Raw genomic sequence first — 16,827 nt, 5'->3', positions numbered from 1 at the left:
TCTTGTGTTGTAATGCAAAAATGGCTGCATTGTGGGCCTCCTTCATACTTATCCCGGAAAATGGTGAGCTAGCGTTAAAAAATCGCAACTTTCATAGGTTGGCGCATTTCGATGACAAGCTGCGCGCAAAAATGCCGCATGAGATCACGTTCGCCTTCCTTGCGATGTAGGCTAATGTGTGGTTTGAACGCGACATGCGACCGGGCCTCGAACGTCCGGCATTAACGTATGGAACTGATGCTTCATTCGGGAGATCTCTAGGTGAAGAAGAATATTGTCAAGCTGGCCGGTGTCCTGGGTAGCTTCCTGAGTGCCGGTACGGCCATCGCGGCGCAACCAGAGCCATGGCAAATGACATTCCAGCCAGCTGCATCCGGCATTATGGAGCAGATCGTCTGGTTTGAGCACTATACGCTGTGGTTTATCATTCCAATCACGATTTTTGTGATGATATTGCTGGCCTGGGTGATGTTCCGCTATCGCGCCAGTGCCAATCCCGTTCCGTCAAAGACGAGCCACAATACTGCAGTTGAGATCGTCTGGACTGTCGGTCCTGTCGTTATTCTTCTTTTCCTTGCCATTCCATCATTCCAGTTGCTGACGGCGCAATATTCGCCTGAAGATCCCAAGCTAACGATCAAGGCAACGGGATACCAGTGGTACTGGGGCTACGAATACCAAGCCAATGAAGCGCCGCTTTCATTTGATTCGCTGATTCTCAAGGATGCCGACCGCGCAACTGCAGGTAAGGCAGACATCAAGGCCTATCCGCGGCTCTTGGCTGTGGATAATGAAATGGTCGTTCCGGTGAATACGACTGTTCGCATCCTTGCGACTGGCGCTGACGTCATTCATGCTTTCGCAATGCCTGCATTCGGCGTGAAGATCGATGCTGTACCGGGTCGCTTGAATGAGACCTGGTTCAAGGCTGACAAAGAAGGCCTCTATTACGGCCAGTGCTCGGAAATCTGCGGCAAGGATCATGCTTTCATGCCTATCGCGATCCGTGTCGTATCGGAGCAGCAGTACAACGCATGGTACGCGGCCGCTGGCAGTGATTTGCCGGGAGCCTATAAGACACTCGCTGCATCAATCGATGATGGCAAGAATATCAATGTGGCTGGCAACTAAGTCAGCTGCGCTTTGCATTTGAGGAACGGGAGCTATCTCATGGCAGGTTCAGCTGCTCACGAAGCCCACGACGATCATCACGACCACAAACCCAGTGGTTGGACTCGTTGGGTCAATTCGACCAACCATAAGGATATCGGAACGCTTTATCTGATTTTCGCGATCATCGCGGGTATAATCGGTGGCGCGCTTTCGATTGCCATGCGTGCCGAGCTCCAGGAGCCCGGTATTCAGATTTTCCATGGTCTTGCTGCCATGGTCTATGGCTACGAGGGTGATGCGGCAATCGATGCCGGTAAGCACATGTACCTTGTGTTCACCACAGCTCACGGCCTTATCATGATTTTCTTCATGGTTATGCCCGCCTTGATCGGTGGTTTTGCCAACTGGATGGTGCCGATCATGATCGGTGCGCCAGACATGGCATTTCCACGTATGAACAACATTTCGTTCTGGCTGCTCCCGCCAGCTCTGATTCTTCTGCTTCTGTCATTGTTCGTTCCCGGTCCAGCCGGTGGTTACGGTACAGGCGGTGGCTGGACGATCTATCCGCCGCTTTCGACAACGGGTCAGCCCGGTCCGGCGATGGATTTGGCAATCTTGTCACTCCACATTGCTGGCGCCTCGTCCATTCTCGGTGCGATCAACTTTATCACCACGATCTTCAATATGCGCGCTCCGGGCATGACCCTGCACAAGATGCCGCTGTTCGCATGGTCGGTGTTGATTACTGCCTTCCTGCTGCTGCTCGCTTTGCCGGTTCTTGCTGGTGGTATCACCATGCTGCTGACGGACCGCAATTTTGGCACGACATTCTTCGCGCCTGAAGGCGGCGGTGACCCGATCCTGTTCCAGCATCTTTTCTGGTTCTTCGGTCATCCGGAAGTGTACATCATGATTTTGCCAGCCTTCGGCATCGTCAGCCACATCATATCGACCTTCTCGAGAAAGCCTATTTTTGGCTATCTCGGCATGGCCTATGCCATGGTCGCCATCGGCGTCGTCGGATTTATCGTATGGGCGCACCATATGTATACGGTCGGTCTTTCGCTCGACACGCAGCGCTATTTCGTTTTCGCAACGATGGTTATTGCTGTTCCAACTGGCGTTAAGATTTTCTCATGGATTGCGACCATGTGGGGCGGCTCAATCGAGTTCAAGCCACCAATGGTTTGGGCAATCGGCTTTATCTTCCTGTTCACCGTCGGCGGTGTGACAGGCGTGCAGCTGGCCAATGCGGGCTTGGACCGTGCGATGCACGACACATACTACGTTGTTGCCCACTTCCATTATGTTCTGTCACTGGGTGCTGTGTTTGGTATCTTCGCTGGCTGGTACTACTGGTTCCCGAAGATGACGGGCTACATGTATAACCACACGATTGCCCACACGCATTTCTGGGTCACCTTCATTGGTGTGAATCTGGTGTTCTTCCCGCAGCATTTCCTTGGGCTTGCCGGTATGCCACGTCGCTATATCGACTATCCAGATGCTTTCCAGGGTTGGAATGAAGTATCGTCCATCGGCTCATACATTTCCGGTGTCGCCGTTCTCATCTTCCTCTTTGGCGTGTTTGAAGCATTTGCCAAGAAGCGCGAAGCCGGTGCGAACCCATGGGGCGTAGGTGCAACCACTCTGGAATGGCAGCTTTCATCGCCTCCGCCTTTCCATCAGTGGGAACAGCTTCCACGTATTAAGTAAATGATCATGATAACCGGGCTGATTCATACAGTCCGGTTATCTCCTGAACGAAACTGAACTTTTGTAAGATCGAGCGCATGTCATTGATTGAGAAACACGCAACACTGGATGCAAACATTGGCCTCTCTGAAGCCAGTGCATCAGACTATATTGCGCTTCTCAAACCACGCGTCATGTCGCTGGTCGTGTTTACGGGTTTTGTTGGTTTGATGGCAGCGCCGGGCCACATTAATCCGGTAATTGCCGCCATTGCGATCCTTTGCATCGCTGTTGGCGCTGGCGCCTCCGGCGCTCTCAATATGTGGTATGATGCTGATATTGACGCGGTGATGAAGCGCACAGCCAAACGTCCAATACCAGCTGGCCGGCTCTCCCGCGATGAAGCGCTGACTTTTGGCCTGCTGCTTTCAATTTTCTCCGTTTTGACTCTCGGTCTGTTTGTCAATTTGCTGTCGGCGTTCTTGCTGGCCTTCACGATCTTCTTTTACGCCGTCGTTTATACGATGTGGCTGAAACGCTCTACACCGCAGAACATCGTTATTGGTGGCGCGGCAGGGGCTTTCCCGCCAATGATTGGCTGGGCTGCTGTGACTGGTTCGGTCAGCATGGAAAGCATTGTTCTTTTTCTGATTATCTTTCTATGGACGCCACCCCATTTCTGGGCGCTGTCGCTGTTCATGTCCGATGATTACGAGAAGGCTAAAATCCCGATGATGCCCAATGTCATGGGCGAAGCTTCAACGAAGTTTCAGATTTGGCTATATACAATTCTGGTTGCGCCGGTGGCGGTTCTGCCTTGGATTATGGGTTTCGCTGGACCCGTTTATGGCGTGTTTTCGATTGCGATGGGCTTTGCGTTTTTGTTTTACGCATGGACCGTGTGGCGCGCGGAAATCGGCGAGCCAATGATCAAGCCTGCAAAGAAAATGTTCGCATTTTCCATCTTCTATCTCTTCAGTCTCTACGCCGTCCTGCTCGGCGAGATACTTGTGCGTAAAGCACTTCTGGTTCTGGGTGTTTAAATGAGTGATGACCGCATAACATTAAGCGACAAGCAGAAGCGCGCTCGACGCAGCCGCTCGCTCGCACTTGCGCTTGCGCTCGCAGCTTTCGTCCTTATCGTTTATGTTGGTACGTGGGCCAAGCTTGGTGCCAATATCCTGAACAGGCCTATGTGATGAGCATGGAAACGGGCTCTGATAAAGAAGTTCTAGTGGCAAAACGTAAGGTTTCAGACCGGACGATCGCGATTTCTTGTCTGGCGTTTTTCTTTGGGATGGTCGGCATGGCTTTTGCTGCCGTGCCATTATATGCAATGTTCTGCCAGGTTACTGGTTATGGCGGTACGACACAACGTGTTGAACAAATGTCGGACACCATCCTCGACAAGACAATCACGGTGCGTTTTGATGCCAATACATCAGGCGGGTTGCCATGGGATTTCAAGCCTATGCAGCGGGACGTGTCGCTGAAAATCGGTGAAACCAAGCTGATTAAATATGAAGCCAGGAATGTCGCATCGCAGCCGACCTCGGGACGTGCGCTGTTCAATGTGACGCCCATGGCTGCCGGCGCATATTTCAACAAGGTTGAATGTTTCTGCTTTACGGACACCGTCTTGAAGCAGGGCGAAGATCTTGAAATGCCGGTCGTATTTTTTATCGATCCTGAAATTGTAAATGCGCCGGAGCTCAAAGGCGTCAACACAATTACGCTATCCTACACTTTCTTTCCGATACCAATGCCTGCGCCCGTTGCGGCCAGTGCAGAGGTGAACAAGACAACGACATCGGGACAGCTCTGAGGAGATGTTGATGTCTAGTGCAATAAACAGACCTTGCGGGGGTTAACATGGCCGAAGCGCACCAAAAGAACCACGATTATCATATTATCGATCCAAGTCCTTGGCCGTTCCTTGCCTCGGTAGGCGCATTCATCCTTGCCCTCGGCGGTATTGGTTTCATGCAATACAATAAGGGCGGCGAGTTTGTCCTGTTCAAAGCCAATCTGACCACACCTTGGCTTTTCGCCATTGGCTTGGTCATTGTGCTCTACACAATGTATGGCTGGTGGTCGGATACGATCAAGGAAGGCAAACAGGGACACCATACCCGCGTTGTGTCGTTGCATTTGCGCTATGGCATGATCATGTTCATCGCTTCAGAAGTGATGTTTTTTGCCGCTTGGTTCTGGGCATTTTTTGATGTCAGCCTTTATCCGGGTGAAGTTGAGCAGGTGGCTCGTACGACATTTACGGGCGGTGTGTGGCCGCCAAAGGGACTTGAAGTTCTCGATCCACTGCATCTGCCACTTTACAACACGGTTATTCTGTTGCTGTCCGGCACGACTGTAACCTGGGCACACCATGCTTTGATCCACAATGATCGCAAGGGTCTTATAACGGGTCTCGCTCTTACCGTTATCCTTGGCGTTCTGTTCTCGTTTGTTCAGGCATATGAATACATTCATGCGCCATTTGCATTCAAAGATTCGATCTATGGTGCCACCTTCTTCATGGCGACTGGTTTCCATGGTTTCCACGTCATCATCGGAACGATCTTCCTGGCGATTTGTCTACTTCGGTCTATCCGAGGCGATTTCACGCCTGACAAGCATTTCGGCTTTGAAGCTGCTGCTTGGTACTGGCATTTCGTTGACGTGGTTTGGTTGTTCCTGTTTTTCACGATCTATGTCTGGGCATCGTGGGGTGCGCCGATCGCTGCTGGACATTAAAAACTGGCAGTATTTATGCTAAAAGAGCGGTCGCAGAAATGCGGCCGCTCTCATTATTTGAGCACATTGCTGCGGCATGGATTTTCGATGATCGCTAAACACGTGTCGCTGCTGATTGTGCTGGTGGGCCTCATTTTGGTGAGCGGAACATTGGCCGATGCGGCTGAGAAAGTTGATCTCGTGCGGGTCGAAAAATCCCAGCGAAAGATGCAACTTTTGTCAGGAAGCTCGGTCATTAAAGAGTACAAGATTGCACTTGGCGCTCGGCCGGTCGGCCATAAGCAATGGGAGGGCGATGAACGTACGCCTGAAGGCCGATACGTTCTCGATTGGCGAAATCCGAAAAGTATGGCGCACAAGTCAATCCATATTTCTTACCCGAATGCGCGAGATAAAGCGGCAGCCAAGTCGATGGGTGTGTCGCCGGGTGGTGCGATCATGATCCACGGTGCAGTCAATGGTTATGGATGGTGGGGATGGGTGCTTCAACTTATCGACTGGACAGACGGGTGCATAGCCGTCACTAATCCGGAGATGGATGAAATCTGGGCACTTGTCCAAGATGGAACGCCAATCGAAATTTACCCTTGAGTGATACTTGATGAATGAAGATTCTGCGCTTTATCCGCCTGTCGATCCATTCGCCGCAGGAGTGAAGGCCAAATGCCCTCGTTGCGGGCAGGGGAAGCTATTCGACGGCTTCATTACTCCAGCCAAGCGCTGCACAAGTTGCGGCTTGGATTACTCGTTTATTGATTCCGGAGACGGTCCTGCAGTTCTTGTTATGCTGATCATCGGCTTTATCGTTGTCGGGCTGGCGCTGTGGATGGAAGTCAATGTCGATCCGCCGCTATGGGTACACTTTCTGCTGTGGATACCGCTGGCACTTTTATTGTGCTTGACGGCGCTCCGCTGGATGAAGGGTGTATTGATCGCCCTTCAGTACAAGCACAAGGCTGCAGAAGGCCAGCTGGATATTCCATCGTCAAATGAACACTAGTCCAAATATTATGGAGCGGCGGCGCTTTCCCTGGGTCATGCTGATTCTCGGTTCCATTGTCTTTTTCATTCTCATTGCGCTGGGGACATGGCAGGTTGAGCGTCTGCAGTGGAAAGAAAATCTACTGGCGGAAATAGAACAGCGTACCCATACACCGCCGGCTTCGCTCACTGAGATTGAAAGCTTGTGGGCGGAAAAACACGATATTGACTATCGACCGGTGACTGTGACCGGTCAATTTTTGCATGGGCAAGAACGGCATTATTTCGCAACATTTGCAGGAATGTCAGGCTTTTATGTTTATGCACCGCTTCAGATGATCGACGGCAGAATTATCTTCGTCAATCGCGGGTTTGTTCCCTATGACAAAAAAGAACCCAGCAGTCGTGGCTCAAGCATTGAAGGACCGGTTGCGGTTAGAGGTCTGGCGCGCAATCCGCTTGACGCCAAACCTTCGTCAATTGTGCCTGATAATGATTTGAAGGCCAATATTTACTACTGGAAAGATTTGCCGGTAATGGCGGCTCAGTCTGGAGTGCCGACGGACAAGCTAGTTCCGTTCTTCGTTGACGCAGATAAAACGCCCAATCCGGGCGGTCTGCCGATCGGTGGCGTAACGATTATCGATTTGCCGAACAGTCATTTGCAATATGCAGTTACCTGGTATGGACTTGCCGCAACTCTGCTCGCTATCGCAGGCATATCGGTCTGGCGGCGCACTCATCCAAAAGAGGAACCGGTTCAATCCAATAGTTCGGGGTTGACTTCGCGTTGAATGCCGCCCAATTCCAAGAAGAACAAATTTGGCTGAGATATGATGATGACTGAGAAAGCTCCACTTACAATCCGTCTTTGCGGACCGCGCGGATTTTGCGCCGGAGTGGATCGGGCTATTCAAATCGTCATTCTGGCGCTGAAGAAGTATGGTGCCCCAGTTTATGTCCGCCATGAAATCGTTCACAACCGTTATGTTGTCGAAGGATTGCAGGCGCGAGGCGCAGTTTTTGTCGAAGAACTGGATGAGATTCCTGCCGAGCATCGCGGTCAGCCAGTCGTATTTTCAGCCCATGGTGTGCCGAAATCGGTGCCGGCGGACGCTGAAAACAAGAACCTGTTTTATCTTGACGCCACATGTCCCCTCGTTTCCAAAGTACATAAACAGGCGATGCGCCATCAGCGTCTTGGGCGTCATGTGGTCCTCGTGGGCCACTCCGGTCATCCAGAGGTGATCGGCACCATGGGACAGCTACCGGACGGAGCTGTAACACTTATCGAAACTATTGAAGATGCGGCAAACTATATGCCCGCGGACCCAGAAAATCTTGGCTTCGTAACGCAGACCACCTTATCTGTGGATGACACAGCCGGGATAATTGCGACTTTGCAGGAACGTTTTCCGGCACTCACCGCACCGGCGGCCGAGTCCATTTGTTATGCCACCACCAATCGTCAGGATGCGGTAAAAGCTGCTGCCCCAGGCTGTGACTTGTTCCTGATCGTCGGGGCGCCGAATTCTTCCAACTCCAAGCGGTTGGTCGAGGTGGCTGAGCGCTCCGGTGCCAAACAGTCGCTTCTGGTTCAGCGGGCAACCGATATTGACTGGAATAGCGTGGGCAAAATTGCCACCGTCGGGCTTTCTGCTGGCGCATCAGCGCCCGAGATCATCGTCGACGAAATTATCCAGTCATTTTCAGAACGGTATTCGGTGTCGATTGAACTGGCGGAAACCACAGTTGAAACAGAGAATTTCCACGTTATGCGCGATCTGCGGGATGTAGAATTAACAAGTCACGACATGGCTTTTGTCAATGGGACCCACTGACTATGGCCGTCTATACCGATATTAACGAAATCGAACTCGCACAATTTTTAAAGAACTACGATATCGGGGAGCTGCTCTCCTACAAAGGTATTGCGGAAGGCGTGGAAAACTCAAACTATCTTTTACACACGAGCAAGGCTGCGTTCATTCTGACCCTTTACGAAAAACGCGTCGACAGTAGTGATCTGCCTTTTTTTCTGGGCCTCATGGAGCATCTTGCCGGTAAAGGTATCAGCTGCCCCTTGCCTGTGGTTCAGAAGTCAGGCTCAAACATCGGCGAACTTGCAGGCCGTCCGGCCGCTATCGTAACTTTTCTGGAAGGCATGTGGATGCGCAGGCCAACAGTGCAGCATTGTGCGGCACTTGGAGAGGCACTGGCGCGAATGCATCTTGCTGGTGAAGATTTCCCCATGCGCCGCAAGAATGCGCTCTCGGTGGAAAGCTGGCGCCCGTTATGGAATAATTCCAGAACCGATGCAGACCAAGTCGAGGCGGGTCTCGCGAAGGAAACCGAAGAAGATTTGTTGTTTCTGGAAAAAAATTGGCCCTCCCATCTTCCTTCTGGCGTCATTCACGCAGACTTGTTTCCCGATAACGTCTTTTTTCTCGGCAGCAAGTTATCGGGGATTATCGACTTTTATTTCGCCTGCACAGACCTTCTCGCCTACGACGTTGCTGTTTGTCTGAATGCCTGGTGTTTCGAAAAAGACAATTCGTTCAACTTGACCAAGGGCACGGCATTGCTGCGCGGCTACAACGCTGTCCGTCCCTTGTCCAAAGAAGAGGCGGCAAGTCTGCCGGTTTTGGCCCGGGGTTCCGCACTGCGTTTTATGCTCACAAGGCTCTATGATTGGCTGAATACCCCTGAGGGAAGCTTCGTAGTCAAAAAAGACCCGCGGGAATATTTGCGTCGCATGCGCTTTCATCGCCAGATAAGCTCTCCTGAAGAATACGGATTGGCCTTTGAGGGGCAAAAAGCGTGAAGGAGATACAAGCTTTCACTGATGGCGCTTGTTCAGGCAATCCCGGTCCCGGGGGCTGGGGCGCTGTACTGCGCTGGAACGGCAATGAAAAAGAACTTTCTGGCGGTGAGGCGGATACCACCAATAATCGCATGGAATTGATGGCCGCAATTTCGGCTCTTAATGCACTGAAAGAACCGTGCCAAGTCGATGTCTATACGGACTCAGTCTATGTGCGCGATGGTATTTCCGGATGGATCGAGGGCTGGAAACGGAATGGCTGGAAAACGGCTGCCAAAAAACCGGTGAAGAACGCCGAACTTTGGCAAGCCCTTGATGAAGCGCGCAAGCGCCATAAAGTTGTCTGGCATTGGGTAAAAGGCCATGCGGGGCATCCGGAAAACGAACGAGCCGACGAATTGGCCCGCGCCGGCATGGCGCCTTACAAACGGAAGTAAATGGCAAGGATCGGATAACCGATCCTTGCGATTCTGAACTTTATCAGAGCTGTTCGAGAATTGTAGCGGCGCTCGAAGTGACCGCCTGACCAGGCGATTCCTCAATATTGAGTTGTTTCACAACGCCATCTTCGATCAGCATGGAATAACGTTTCGATCGCACGCCCATATTGCCCGCGCCGAGGTCTATTTCCAGTCCAACGTCCTTGGTGAAGGTTGCGTTTCCGTCAGAAAGATACTGAATTTTGCCTTCACCATTGGTGGCTTTTGCCCAAGCGCCCATGACGTGAGGATCATTGACTGCGACGACCACGATTGAGTCCACGCCTTTTGCCAAAATGGCGTCGCGGTTCTCAAGATAGCCCGGCAGATGATTCATGCTGCAGGTCGGAGTGAATGCGCCGGGTACGGCAAAAAGCACCACTTTTTTACCTTTGAACAGCGCGTCGGAGCTGATTTCGCTTACACCTTCGTCAGATTTTGTTTTGAACTTTGCATCGGGTAAACGTTCGCCCACCTTGATCGTCATGAACTGGCTCCTTGGATAAATAGTATGACGTAACTGACATAGTGCTGCCGACATGTTTTTACGAGTTATTATTGAACGTCAATCGTTCCAGCTGCGGCCTGCTTTCCTTGGACCAATGTATAGTTCAGGATTATCGATTTCTCTTGCTTGCCGGAGGTGAGTGGCACGGAAAATACGGCGCGATTTCCGTCACGTTTTTCAAGCTTGGCCATGCCAAAGGCTACCGATCCGTTTCCCGCAGCAAAAATGTCGATATCCGGGTCATCGGCAGGTAAGTTGACGACGAGTTCAATAGCATCACCCTTCCTGGATGCGGAGGTCGCTCCGAAGTTGGTTGTGGCTTTGGCGGGTAATTGTTCAAAAGCCGTGCTTATCAACGTCCTCGAAAGAGCGTCAGATGGCGAATTGTCGATGTCTATATCGAATTCTGCCATAACGGGGATGCAGATTGTCTCACAAATACCAAGGAACGCATGGCCTTTCAGTTGTGCAGGCTGGTTGGGTTCCGTCAAAGTCAGTGTGACGGGAAGCGAGACCGGCTGTTTATAACCCGCCCAATGCGTGCCTCCATCGTCAAAGCGGTGTGGCGCTGGAAAGGCAAGCGTAGCACTTTTAACATTTGTGCTGCCAGTGATACTTAGCTCCGGTGGCACGCCCGCATCGCCCGGTTCACGCCAATAGGTTTTCCAGCCTGGATCAAGGTCGATCTGGACGACGCCTCGTACCACATTTGCATTGGGCGGAGGGTTGTCTATCACCAGGCGGACGCTACCTCCGGGTGTTTTTGTCCATTCCGAACTTCCAGCATGAGCTTGAAAAGCAGTGGCTAACGCCGCTAGAAAAATAAATATTCTGATCTTCATGCCTAACCATTACAGGCCTTTAAGACGCGAGCAAGAAGGGTTTGAGCTTCAATTCATCATTTCTGCGTGAGCTTTCCGTTAGCCAGGAATTAGGCCTATGGTTACGATTCGTTATCCATGCCCGTTGTCATTTGCAAATTCCTTGATACCTTTACTGCTATGGAGATTTTCAGAGACGCCAGTAAAAATACAGGATTTCTGAATGGGCAGTTCCTTCTCGCAATGCCGGGGATGGATGACAGCCGCTTTGCACGGTCGGTGATTTATGTCTGTGCGCACTCCGAAAAGGGTGCGATGGGCCTGATTATCAACCGCGCCCAGGAAATGGAGTTTGCAGATATTCTGGTTCAACTGGGTGTGCTTGATGAAGAGCAGGCTATTGTTATGCCAGAAAGAACACGTGATTTCCTGGTCCGCAGCGGTGGTCCTGTTGAGATGAGGCGTGGGTTTGTCCTGCATTCAGATGACTATCTTACAGATTCAACAATGCCGGTTGCCGAAGAGATTTGCCTGACAGGGACAATCGATATTCTGCGCGCTATTTCCGGCGGTCGTGGTCCCCGCAAAGCCCTGATGACACTCGGATATTCTGGCTGGGCATCCGGTCAGCTGGAAACTGAGATAGCAAATAATGGCTGGCTAACGTGCCAAGCGCCACAGGAATTGCTGTTCGATACCGATATGGACCGCAAGTACGATCGTATTCTCAGTCATATGGGCGTTGATCCATCCAGGCTGGCAACTGTTGCGGGCCACGCATAGTTGCCTTGGAAACTAGGATGCCTTGGATTGCTGGAACTGATCGCGTAGAAGTTTAGTTGCTACATCCAAAGTCAGCGGAGGGCTGAACATGAAACTCTGGGCAAACTCACATCCCATTTGACGCAGTTGTAGCGCATCGCTTTCGTTCTCGATTCCTTCCGTGACCACCGATAGTCCCAAATCATGCGCCATGCTGATCATCGATCGCAGCAGCGTAACCTTTTGAGGTTGTTCCGCCTTCAGGAAAGACCGGTCAATCTTGATCATGTCGAACGGGAAAGATGTCAGATAGGACAGGGAGGAGTATCCCGTACCGAAATCATCGAGCGAAACGCCGACACCCATCGCTTTGATGCTCGAAAGCACATAAGCGGACCGCTCCGGGTTCTCCATCATAAGAGACTCGGTCAATTCCAGCTTGAGGCTGGCTGGACTGATCTGTGTTTGCAGCAATACGGATCGCACATCATCAATCAAATCCTGGCGGATCAGTTGGCTGCTGGATATATTCACCGATACGAATAACGGGTTAGCACCAAGATTGCGTTGCCAGTTCACAAGATCTTCAGCAGCACGGTGCATTGCAAACAGGCCAAGCTGGACAATCAGGCCGGAACTCTCGGCAATGGGTATGAACTCCGATGGCGGTATAGAGCCTCGGCGGGGATGATCCCAGCGCATAAGGGCTTCAAAACCGGCAATGCTATTGTCTTCCAGGCGTATGATCGGCTGATAAGCCATATGAATTTCGCGGCGCTCAAGCGCGCGGCGCAAATCAGATTCAAGTTGAAGACGGTCACTTCCGACTGCACGGAAAGCAGGGCGGAATGGCTCGATACGGTCCCCTCCAAACCTTTTCGCCTGATACATGGCAAGCTCGGCGTCTTTGACCAGGTCTTCTGGCGAGGCCGACGTGCCGCTAGTCCATGTGATCAACCCAAGCGATGCGGTGAGTACGATTTCGCGTTTCGAGAAGGCGATGGGCGCACGAATTGCCTGTTTGATCGCTTCGGCAAAGGCGGCGATTTTCGCAGGCTCGCTTTCCGATACCAGAATAAGGCCGAACTGATCTGCCGACAGGCGGCTCAGCGTATCCTGCGGCCGCAACAGCCGGTGCAGACGACGCGATATTGTGAGCAGGAAAGTATCACCTGCGGACATGCCAAGGCCGTCATTGACCTGCTTGAAACGATCAATGTCGATGATAAAAATCGTTGGACGCAGTTTGCTTTCTGTCTGCGCCATGGTGATAACTGAACCCAGGCGATCAAGAAACAGTTCGCGATTGGGCAGTCCCGTCAGATTATCGTGAACAGCATCATGAAGCAGGCGTTCTTCCGCCTTCTTCTGCTCAGTCACATCAATTAGCGTACCGACACAACGCACAATCTCTCCGTCAGAGCCAATCACGGGCCGTGCTTTCAATGAATACCAATAATAATGGCCATCATTGGCGCGCAGGCGGAAGGTCTGCGATATCCGGCCCCGCCGGTTTTCAAGAATGACATCAAGTGTAGTGCGAAAACGATCGCGATCATCCGCATGCAAAGTTGGTAGCCAGTTGCGGACGGCACCGTGAAGTGAACTGGCCGACGCCCCAAGAAAGTTTGTAAGGTCAGGAGTGGTCACTACGCGGTCACGCGGCACATCCCAATCCCAGACGATATCGCCAGAGCCGATAATGGCCAAGGCCTGCCGCTCTACGTCCGAGAAGAGGCCTTGTTGCAATGCACCCCCAGAAAATGCGTGCTGCATGACGGTAAAACCGATCAACAGGACGATAAGCACCAATCCTCCAGCCAAGGCCGGCTGGATGATGTCATTGGACAGAATGCCGGATACGGTCAGCCAGCTTCCAAGCAACCAGACCAATAACAGCATCCATGTCGGTATCAGCATGATCGCCCGATCATAGCTCCTGAACGAGAAAAACCCGATCAACAAGGTGCCCGACAGAATCGTTAATGCGAACGAGAAGCGGGCGATGCCAGCAGCAATCGGAGGATCGAAGATGGCAACACCGGAGACAATGCCCAACCCCAGAATCCACGTTAACGCGCCATAGCTGAAATTGTCGTGCCACCGATTGAGATTCAGGTAGGTGAATAGAAAAATCACCAATGTTGCAGCAAGCGCAACTTCCGTTCCAGCGCGCCAGACTTGTTCGTTGCCAGGAGTTATCTCGATCAGCTTGTTCCAGAAACCAAAATCGACGCAGATATAGGCCAGCACGGCCCATGCCAAAGCAGCCGTTGCCGGAAAAAGAGAAGTTCCCTTCACCACAAACAGAATGGTGAGAAACAGGGCAAGTAGCCCAGCAATACCCAACAGGATCCCGCGATACAACGTATAAGAATTGACCGTATCCTTGTAAGCGTTGGGCTCCCACACATAAACCTGCGGCAGATTGGGAGACGCCAATTCGGCAACCAAGGTGATGACAGAGCCCGGGTTAAGCGTAATCAGAAAGATATCGGCGTCTTCACTTGCCTGCCGGTCGAGCGCAAAACCTTCGCTGGGCGTGATGGAAGTAATGCGGGTGGAGCCTAGATCTGGCCAGATAAAACCAGAGCCGACAAGCCGGAAATGCGGTACAACGATCAGGCGATCGATCTGTTCGTCGGTCGGATTTGCCAGGGCGAATGCAGCCCAGTCACCGGTCGCTCGTTTGTCATTTGCAGGCACTTCGATGCGGCGAACAATACCATCGGTGCCGGGCGCGGTGGAAACCTGAAAGGTCTCGCCCTGATTTCTGTAAACTTCAACCGCCTTTGACAGGTCAAGCGCAGTGCTTTCCTTGGTGATCTTGATGGTTTCAAATGCTTGAGCGGTCGCATGAAGAGCCAACAACGAAACGATAAGGACACACATGCGCAACAAGCTTCTCAGCATATGTCCAGTCAATAAAGCCACCGATAATACCTTTGCTTGGTTACCGCCACCGATCGTCTTCAATAAGCGAGAAGAGCAGGTGGTTTTGCCACATACCATTGATTTTGAGGTAGGAGCGTAACAGTCCTTCCTTCTGAAATCCGGCTTTTTCGAGAAGCCGGATAGATCTTTCATTGCTTGGAATACAGGCCGCTTCCAGCCGGTGCAACCTTAGCTTGGTAAAAGCATAGGGTATAATTAGCCGAAGAGCTTCATACATATAGCCTTGACCGGCAAACGGCTCGCCAACCCAATAGCCAATCATGCCATTCTGCCCCACACCGCGGCGAATATTGCCAAGGGTAATGCCACCAATAAGGCGCGAGTCGGTGTTGCGAAACAGGAAAAAGGGATAGGCCGTTCCGGCAGCCGCTTCCTCGTCATAATGCCTGATCCTGTGGCGAAATGCACTTCGCTCCAAATCGTCTACAGCCCAGAGCGGCTCCCAAGGCACCAGAAAATCACGGCTTTGCGCGCGGAGCGTTGCCCAGGCCTTATAGTCCGAAAGTTGAGGTGGACGTAAATACAGCCGCTCGCCCTGAAGGGGCGGGGGTGCACTTTTCAGGAACGGCAGCGCGATCATCGCACTTTAGACAGCGATTTTTCGCGGGCTTGCCGATATTGACGTCAAACCGTTGCGAACGTCATCAAATTTCATTAATGAACCAATTGGACCAACAGCGGCAATCGTTGGTGTCGTATCCAGAAACAATCGGCCTGCAAGATCTGTCAGCCGCTCGACCGTAATCTTGGACAGCCGGTCGACCAGCGCTTCCGTTGATACAGGTTCACCGTAAAGCATGATCTGCCTTGCGATTTGTCCTGCCCTGCTGGCAGCACTTTCATGCGACATCAGCAGGCTCGCACGATACTGTGCGCGGGCGCGATTCAATTCCTCCTGGGAGATATTGCGTGCAGCTTCGTGTAGCTCGTTGATAATGACGGGAACAAGCTTTTTAAGATTGCTTCGGCCAGTTGCGGCATGAATGCCAAAAATGCCGGTATCGGAAAAGCCCCAGTGAAAAGCATAAACGGAATAACATAATCCGCGTTTTTCCCGCACCTCCTGGAAAAGCCGCGAAGACATTCCCCCGCCAAGCACCATGGAGAGCAATTGCGAAGCGTAGAAGTCACGCACGTGATAAGCGCGACCTTCAAAGCCAATGACCAATTGAGCATCCATTAATTCCCGCTCTTCCCGGAAATCACCGCCGACATAATGTGCTGGATCAGCCTCAGGCGCAGTGGATTTTGCCCGGAATGAGCCGAGACGTTTTTCAACTTCGCGCACAAATTCGTCGTGCTTTACGCCGCCTGCGGCAACGACGACCATGCGTTCGGCGCTGTATTGCTCATCCATATACTGGCGCAGATCGGCTGAGGAAAAAGATTGAACGGTCTCAGGTGTCCCGAGAATGGTCCTGCCTATAGTCTGATTTTTGAAGGATGCCTCGGTAAAACGGTCAAAAACAACGTCATCGGGCGTGTCATGTGCAGCGCCGATTTCCTGCATAATGACGTTCTTTTCACGTTCAAGTTCGTCTGCATCAAACTTGGAACTTGTCATGATGTCGGTGAGGATATCGATAGCCAGCGGCATGTCATCGCGCAGAACGCGAGCATAATATGATGTCGTCTCGACACTGGTTGCTGCGTTGATCTCGCCGCCAACATCTTCAATATCGGCCGCAATTTTCCACGCGGAGCGATTTTCGGTCCCTTTAAATGCCATGTGTTCGAGGAGGTGAGCCATGCCATGCTGGTTCTTCGCCTCACTTCTCGACCCTGCTTTTACCCAGATGCCAAGTGCTACACTCTCCACATGCGGCATTGTCTCTGTCGCAATCGTCAAACCGTTGGAGAGGCGACTGATTTCAACGCCCATGCAATGCTCCTCACTTGCCGCCCTGCTGCGCCGTACATCCGGACTGGAAG

18 protein-coding genes are annotated in these 16,827 nt (G+C 51.9%); 13 read left to right on the top strand and 5 right to left on the bottom strand.

The features are described 5' to 3' along the window. The first annotated feature begins 261 nt into the window (after positions 1 to 261). The 12 genes from coxB to rnhA all read left to right on the top strand — a co-directional run bounded on the left by coxB (position 262) and on the right by rnhA (position 9,807). Positions 262 to 1,131 (top strand): cytochrome c oxidase subunit II, encoded by an 870-nt coding sequence (gene coxB / locus ACTJI9_RS06960; protein ID WP_307283329.1) that lies wholly within the window; start codon positions 262 to 264, stop codon positions 1,129 to 1,131. Between the two features lie 39 nt (positions 1,132 to 1,170). Further along, complete coding sequence (gene ctaD, locus ACTJI9_RS06955) at positions 1,171 to 2,832, top strand: cytochrome c oxidase subunit I (protein WP_115052112.1); 1,662 nt, start codon at positions 1,171 to 1,173, stop codon at positions 2,830 to 2,832. Between the two features lie 77 nt (positions 2,833 to 2,909). Further along, complete coding sequence (locus ACTJI9_RS06950; protein ID WP_307283335.1) at positions 2,910 to 3,854, top strand: heme o synthase; 945 nt, start codon at positions 2,910 to 2,912, stop codon at positions 3,852 to 3,854. Further along, positions 3,855 to 4,010, top strand: coding sequence for a hypothetical protein (locus ACTJI9_RS06945; protein WP_307283337.1), 156 nt, complete (start codon positions 3,855 to 3,857; stop codon positions 4,008 to 4,010). It begins immediately after the preceding gene. Positions 4,011 to 4,015: 5 nt separating this feature from the next. Then, entirely contained in the window at positions 4,016 to 4,636 is a 621-nt protein-coding gene (locus ACTJI9_RS06940; protein ID WP_370878859.1) for a cytochrome c oxidase assembly protein, read from the top strand. 47 nt (positions 4,637 to 4,683) lie between these two features. Continuing rightward, positions 4,684 to 5,565 (top strand): cytochrome c oxidase subunit 3, encoded by an 882-nt coding sequence (locus ACTJI9_RS06935; RefSeq protein ID WP_337353693.1) that lies wholly within the window; start codon positions 4,684 to 4,686, stop codon positions 5,563 to 5,565. 87 nt (positions 5,566 to 5,652) lie between these two features. After that, positions 5,653 to 6,156, top strand: a complete 504-nt coding sequence (locus ACTJI9_RS06930) for a L,D-transpeptidase family protein (RefSeq protein ID WP_115052211.1) — start codon at positions 5,653 to 5,655, stop codon at positions 6,154 to 6,156. A gap of 10 nt (positions 6,157 to 6,166) precedes the next feature. Beyond that, complete coding sequence (locus ACTJI9_RS06925; RefSeq protein WP_115052104.1) at positions 6,167 to 6,565, top strand: DUF983 domain-containing protein; 399 nt, start codon at positions 6,167 to 6,169, stop codon at positions 6,563 to 6,565. Further along, the gene (locus tag ACTJI9_RS06920) at positions 6,555 to 7,340 is read left to right on the top strand and encodes an SURF1 family protein (RefSeq protein WP_440806830.1); all 786 of its coding nucleotides are present in this window, start codon (positions 6,555 to 6,557) and stop codon (positions 7,338 to 7,340) included. The genes ACTJI9_RS06925 and ACTJI9_RS06920 overlap by 11 nt, the downstream gene beginning before the upstream one ends. Before the next feature lie 45 nt (positions 7,341 to 7,385). Continuing rightward, on the top strand, positions 7,386 to 8,387 hold the full coding sequence (ispH, locus tag ACTJI9_RS06915) for a 4-hydroxy-3-methylbut-2-enyl diphosphate reductase (protein WP_435530247.1): 1,002 nt from the start codon (positions 7,386 to 7,388) through the stop codon (positions 8,385 to 8,387). A 2-nt stretch (positions 8,388 to 8,389) separates the two neighbouring features. Continuing rightward, positions 8,390 to 9,370, top strand: coding sequence for a homoserine kinase (locus ACTJI9_RS06910; RefSeq protein WP_440806827.1), 981 nt, complete (start codon positions 8,390 to 8,392; stop codon positions 9,368 to 9,370). After that, entirely contained in the window at positions 9,367 to 9,807 is a 441-nt protein-coding gene (rnhA, locus tag ACTJI9_RS06905) for a ribonuclease HI (protein ID WP_115052096.1), read from the top strand. The genes ACTJI9_RS06910 and rnhA overlap by 4 nt, the downstream gene beginning before the upstream one ends. A 43-nt stretch (positions 9,808 to 9,850) precedes the next feature. Here rnhA and ACTJI9_RS06900 read toward each other — a convergent pair whose 3' ends face one another. Both ACTJI9_RS06900 and ACTJI9_RS06895 read right to left on the bottom strand, forming a co-directional pair. Further along, on the bottom strand, positions 9,851 to 10,336 hold the full coding sequence (locus ACTJI9_RS06900; protein ID WP_115052094.1) for a peroxiredoxin: 486 nt from the start codon (positions 10,334 to 10,336) through the stop codon (positions 9,851 to 9,853). Positions 10,337 to 10,404: 68 nt separating this feature from the next. Continuing rightward, positions 10,405 to 11,094: a protein-disulfide reductase DsbD domain-containing protein gene (locus ACTJI9_RS06895; RefSeq protein WP_354346821.1), complete on the bottom strand. Its 690-nt coding sequence runs from the start codon at positions 11,092 to 11,094 to the stop codon at positions 10,405 to 10,407. A gap of 264 nt (positions 11,095 to 11,358) precedes the next feature. Between ACTJI9_RS06895 and ACTJI9_RS06890 the strand changes: the two genes are divergently transcribed. Beyond that, complete coding sequence (locus tag ACTJI9_RS06890; protein WP_115052210.1) at positions 11,359 to 11,961, top strand: YqgE/AlgH family protein; 603 nt, start codon at positions 11,359 to 11,361, stop codon at positions 11,959 to 11,961. 12 nt (positions 11,962 to 11,973) lie between these two features. Here ACTJI9_RS06890 and ACTJI9_RS06885 read toward each other — a convergent pair whose 3' ends face one another. The 3 genes from ACTJI9_RS06885 to ACTJI9_RS06875 are packed head-to-tail and all read right to left on the bottom strand — an operon-like array spanning position 11,974 to position 16,777. Further along, the gene (locus ACTJI9_RS06885; RefSeq protein ID WP_115052209.1) at positions 11,974 to 14,853 is read right to left on the bottom strand and encodes a bifunctional diguanylate cyclase/phosphodiesterase; all 2,880 of its coding nucleotides are present in this window, start codon (positions 14,851 to 14,853) and stop codon (positions 11,974 to 11,976) included. A gap of 40 nt (positions 14,854 to 14,893) precedes the next feature. Next, positions 14,894 to 15,475, bottom strand: coding sequence for a GNAT family N-acetyltransferase (locus ACTJI9_RS06880; protein ID WP_307283360.1), 582 nt, complete (start codon positions 15,473 to 15,475; stop codon positions 14,894 to 14,896). A 6-nt stretch (positions 15,476 to 15,481) separates the two neighbouring features. Then, positions 15,482 to 16,777: a M16 family metallopeptidase gene (locus ACTJI9_RS06875; RefSeq protein ID WP_115052088.1), complete on the bottom strand. Its 1,296-nt coding sequence runs from the start codon at positions 16,775 to 16,777 to the stop codon at positions 15,482 to 15,484. Positions 16,778 to 16,827: the final 50 nt, after the last annotated feature.

The sequence above is a fragment of the Phyllobacterium sp. 22552 genome (genome assembly GCF_052044585.1).
In the GTDB taxonomy this organism is placed as follows: Bacteria; Pseudomonadota; Alphaproteobacteria; order Rhizobiales; family Rhizobiaceae; genus Phyllobacterium; species Phyllobacterium ifriqiyense.
Note: the sequence above shows the minus strand (reverse complement) of the source record. Positions and strands in the feature narration are given on the sequence as shown.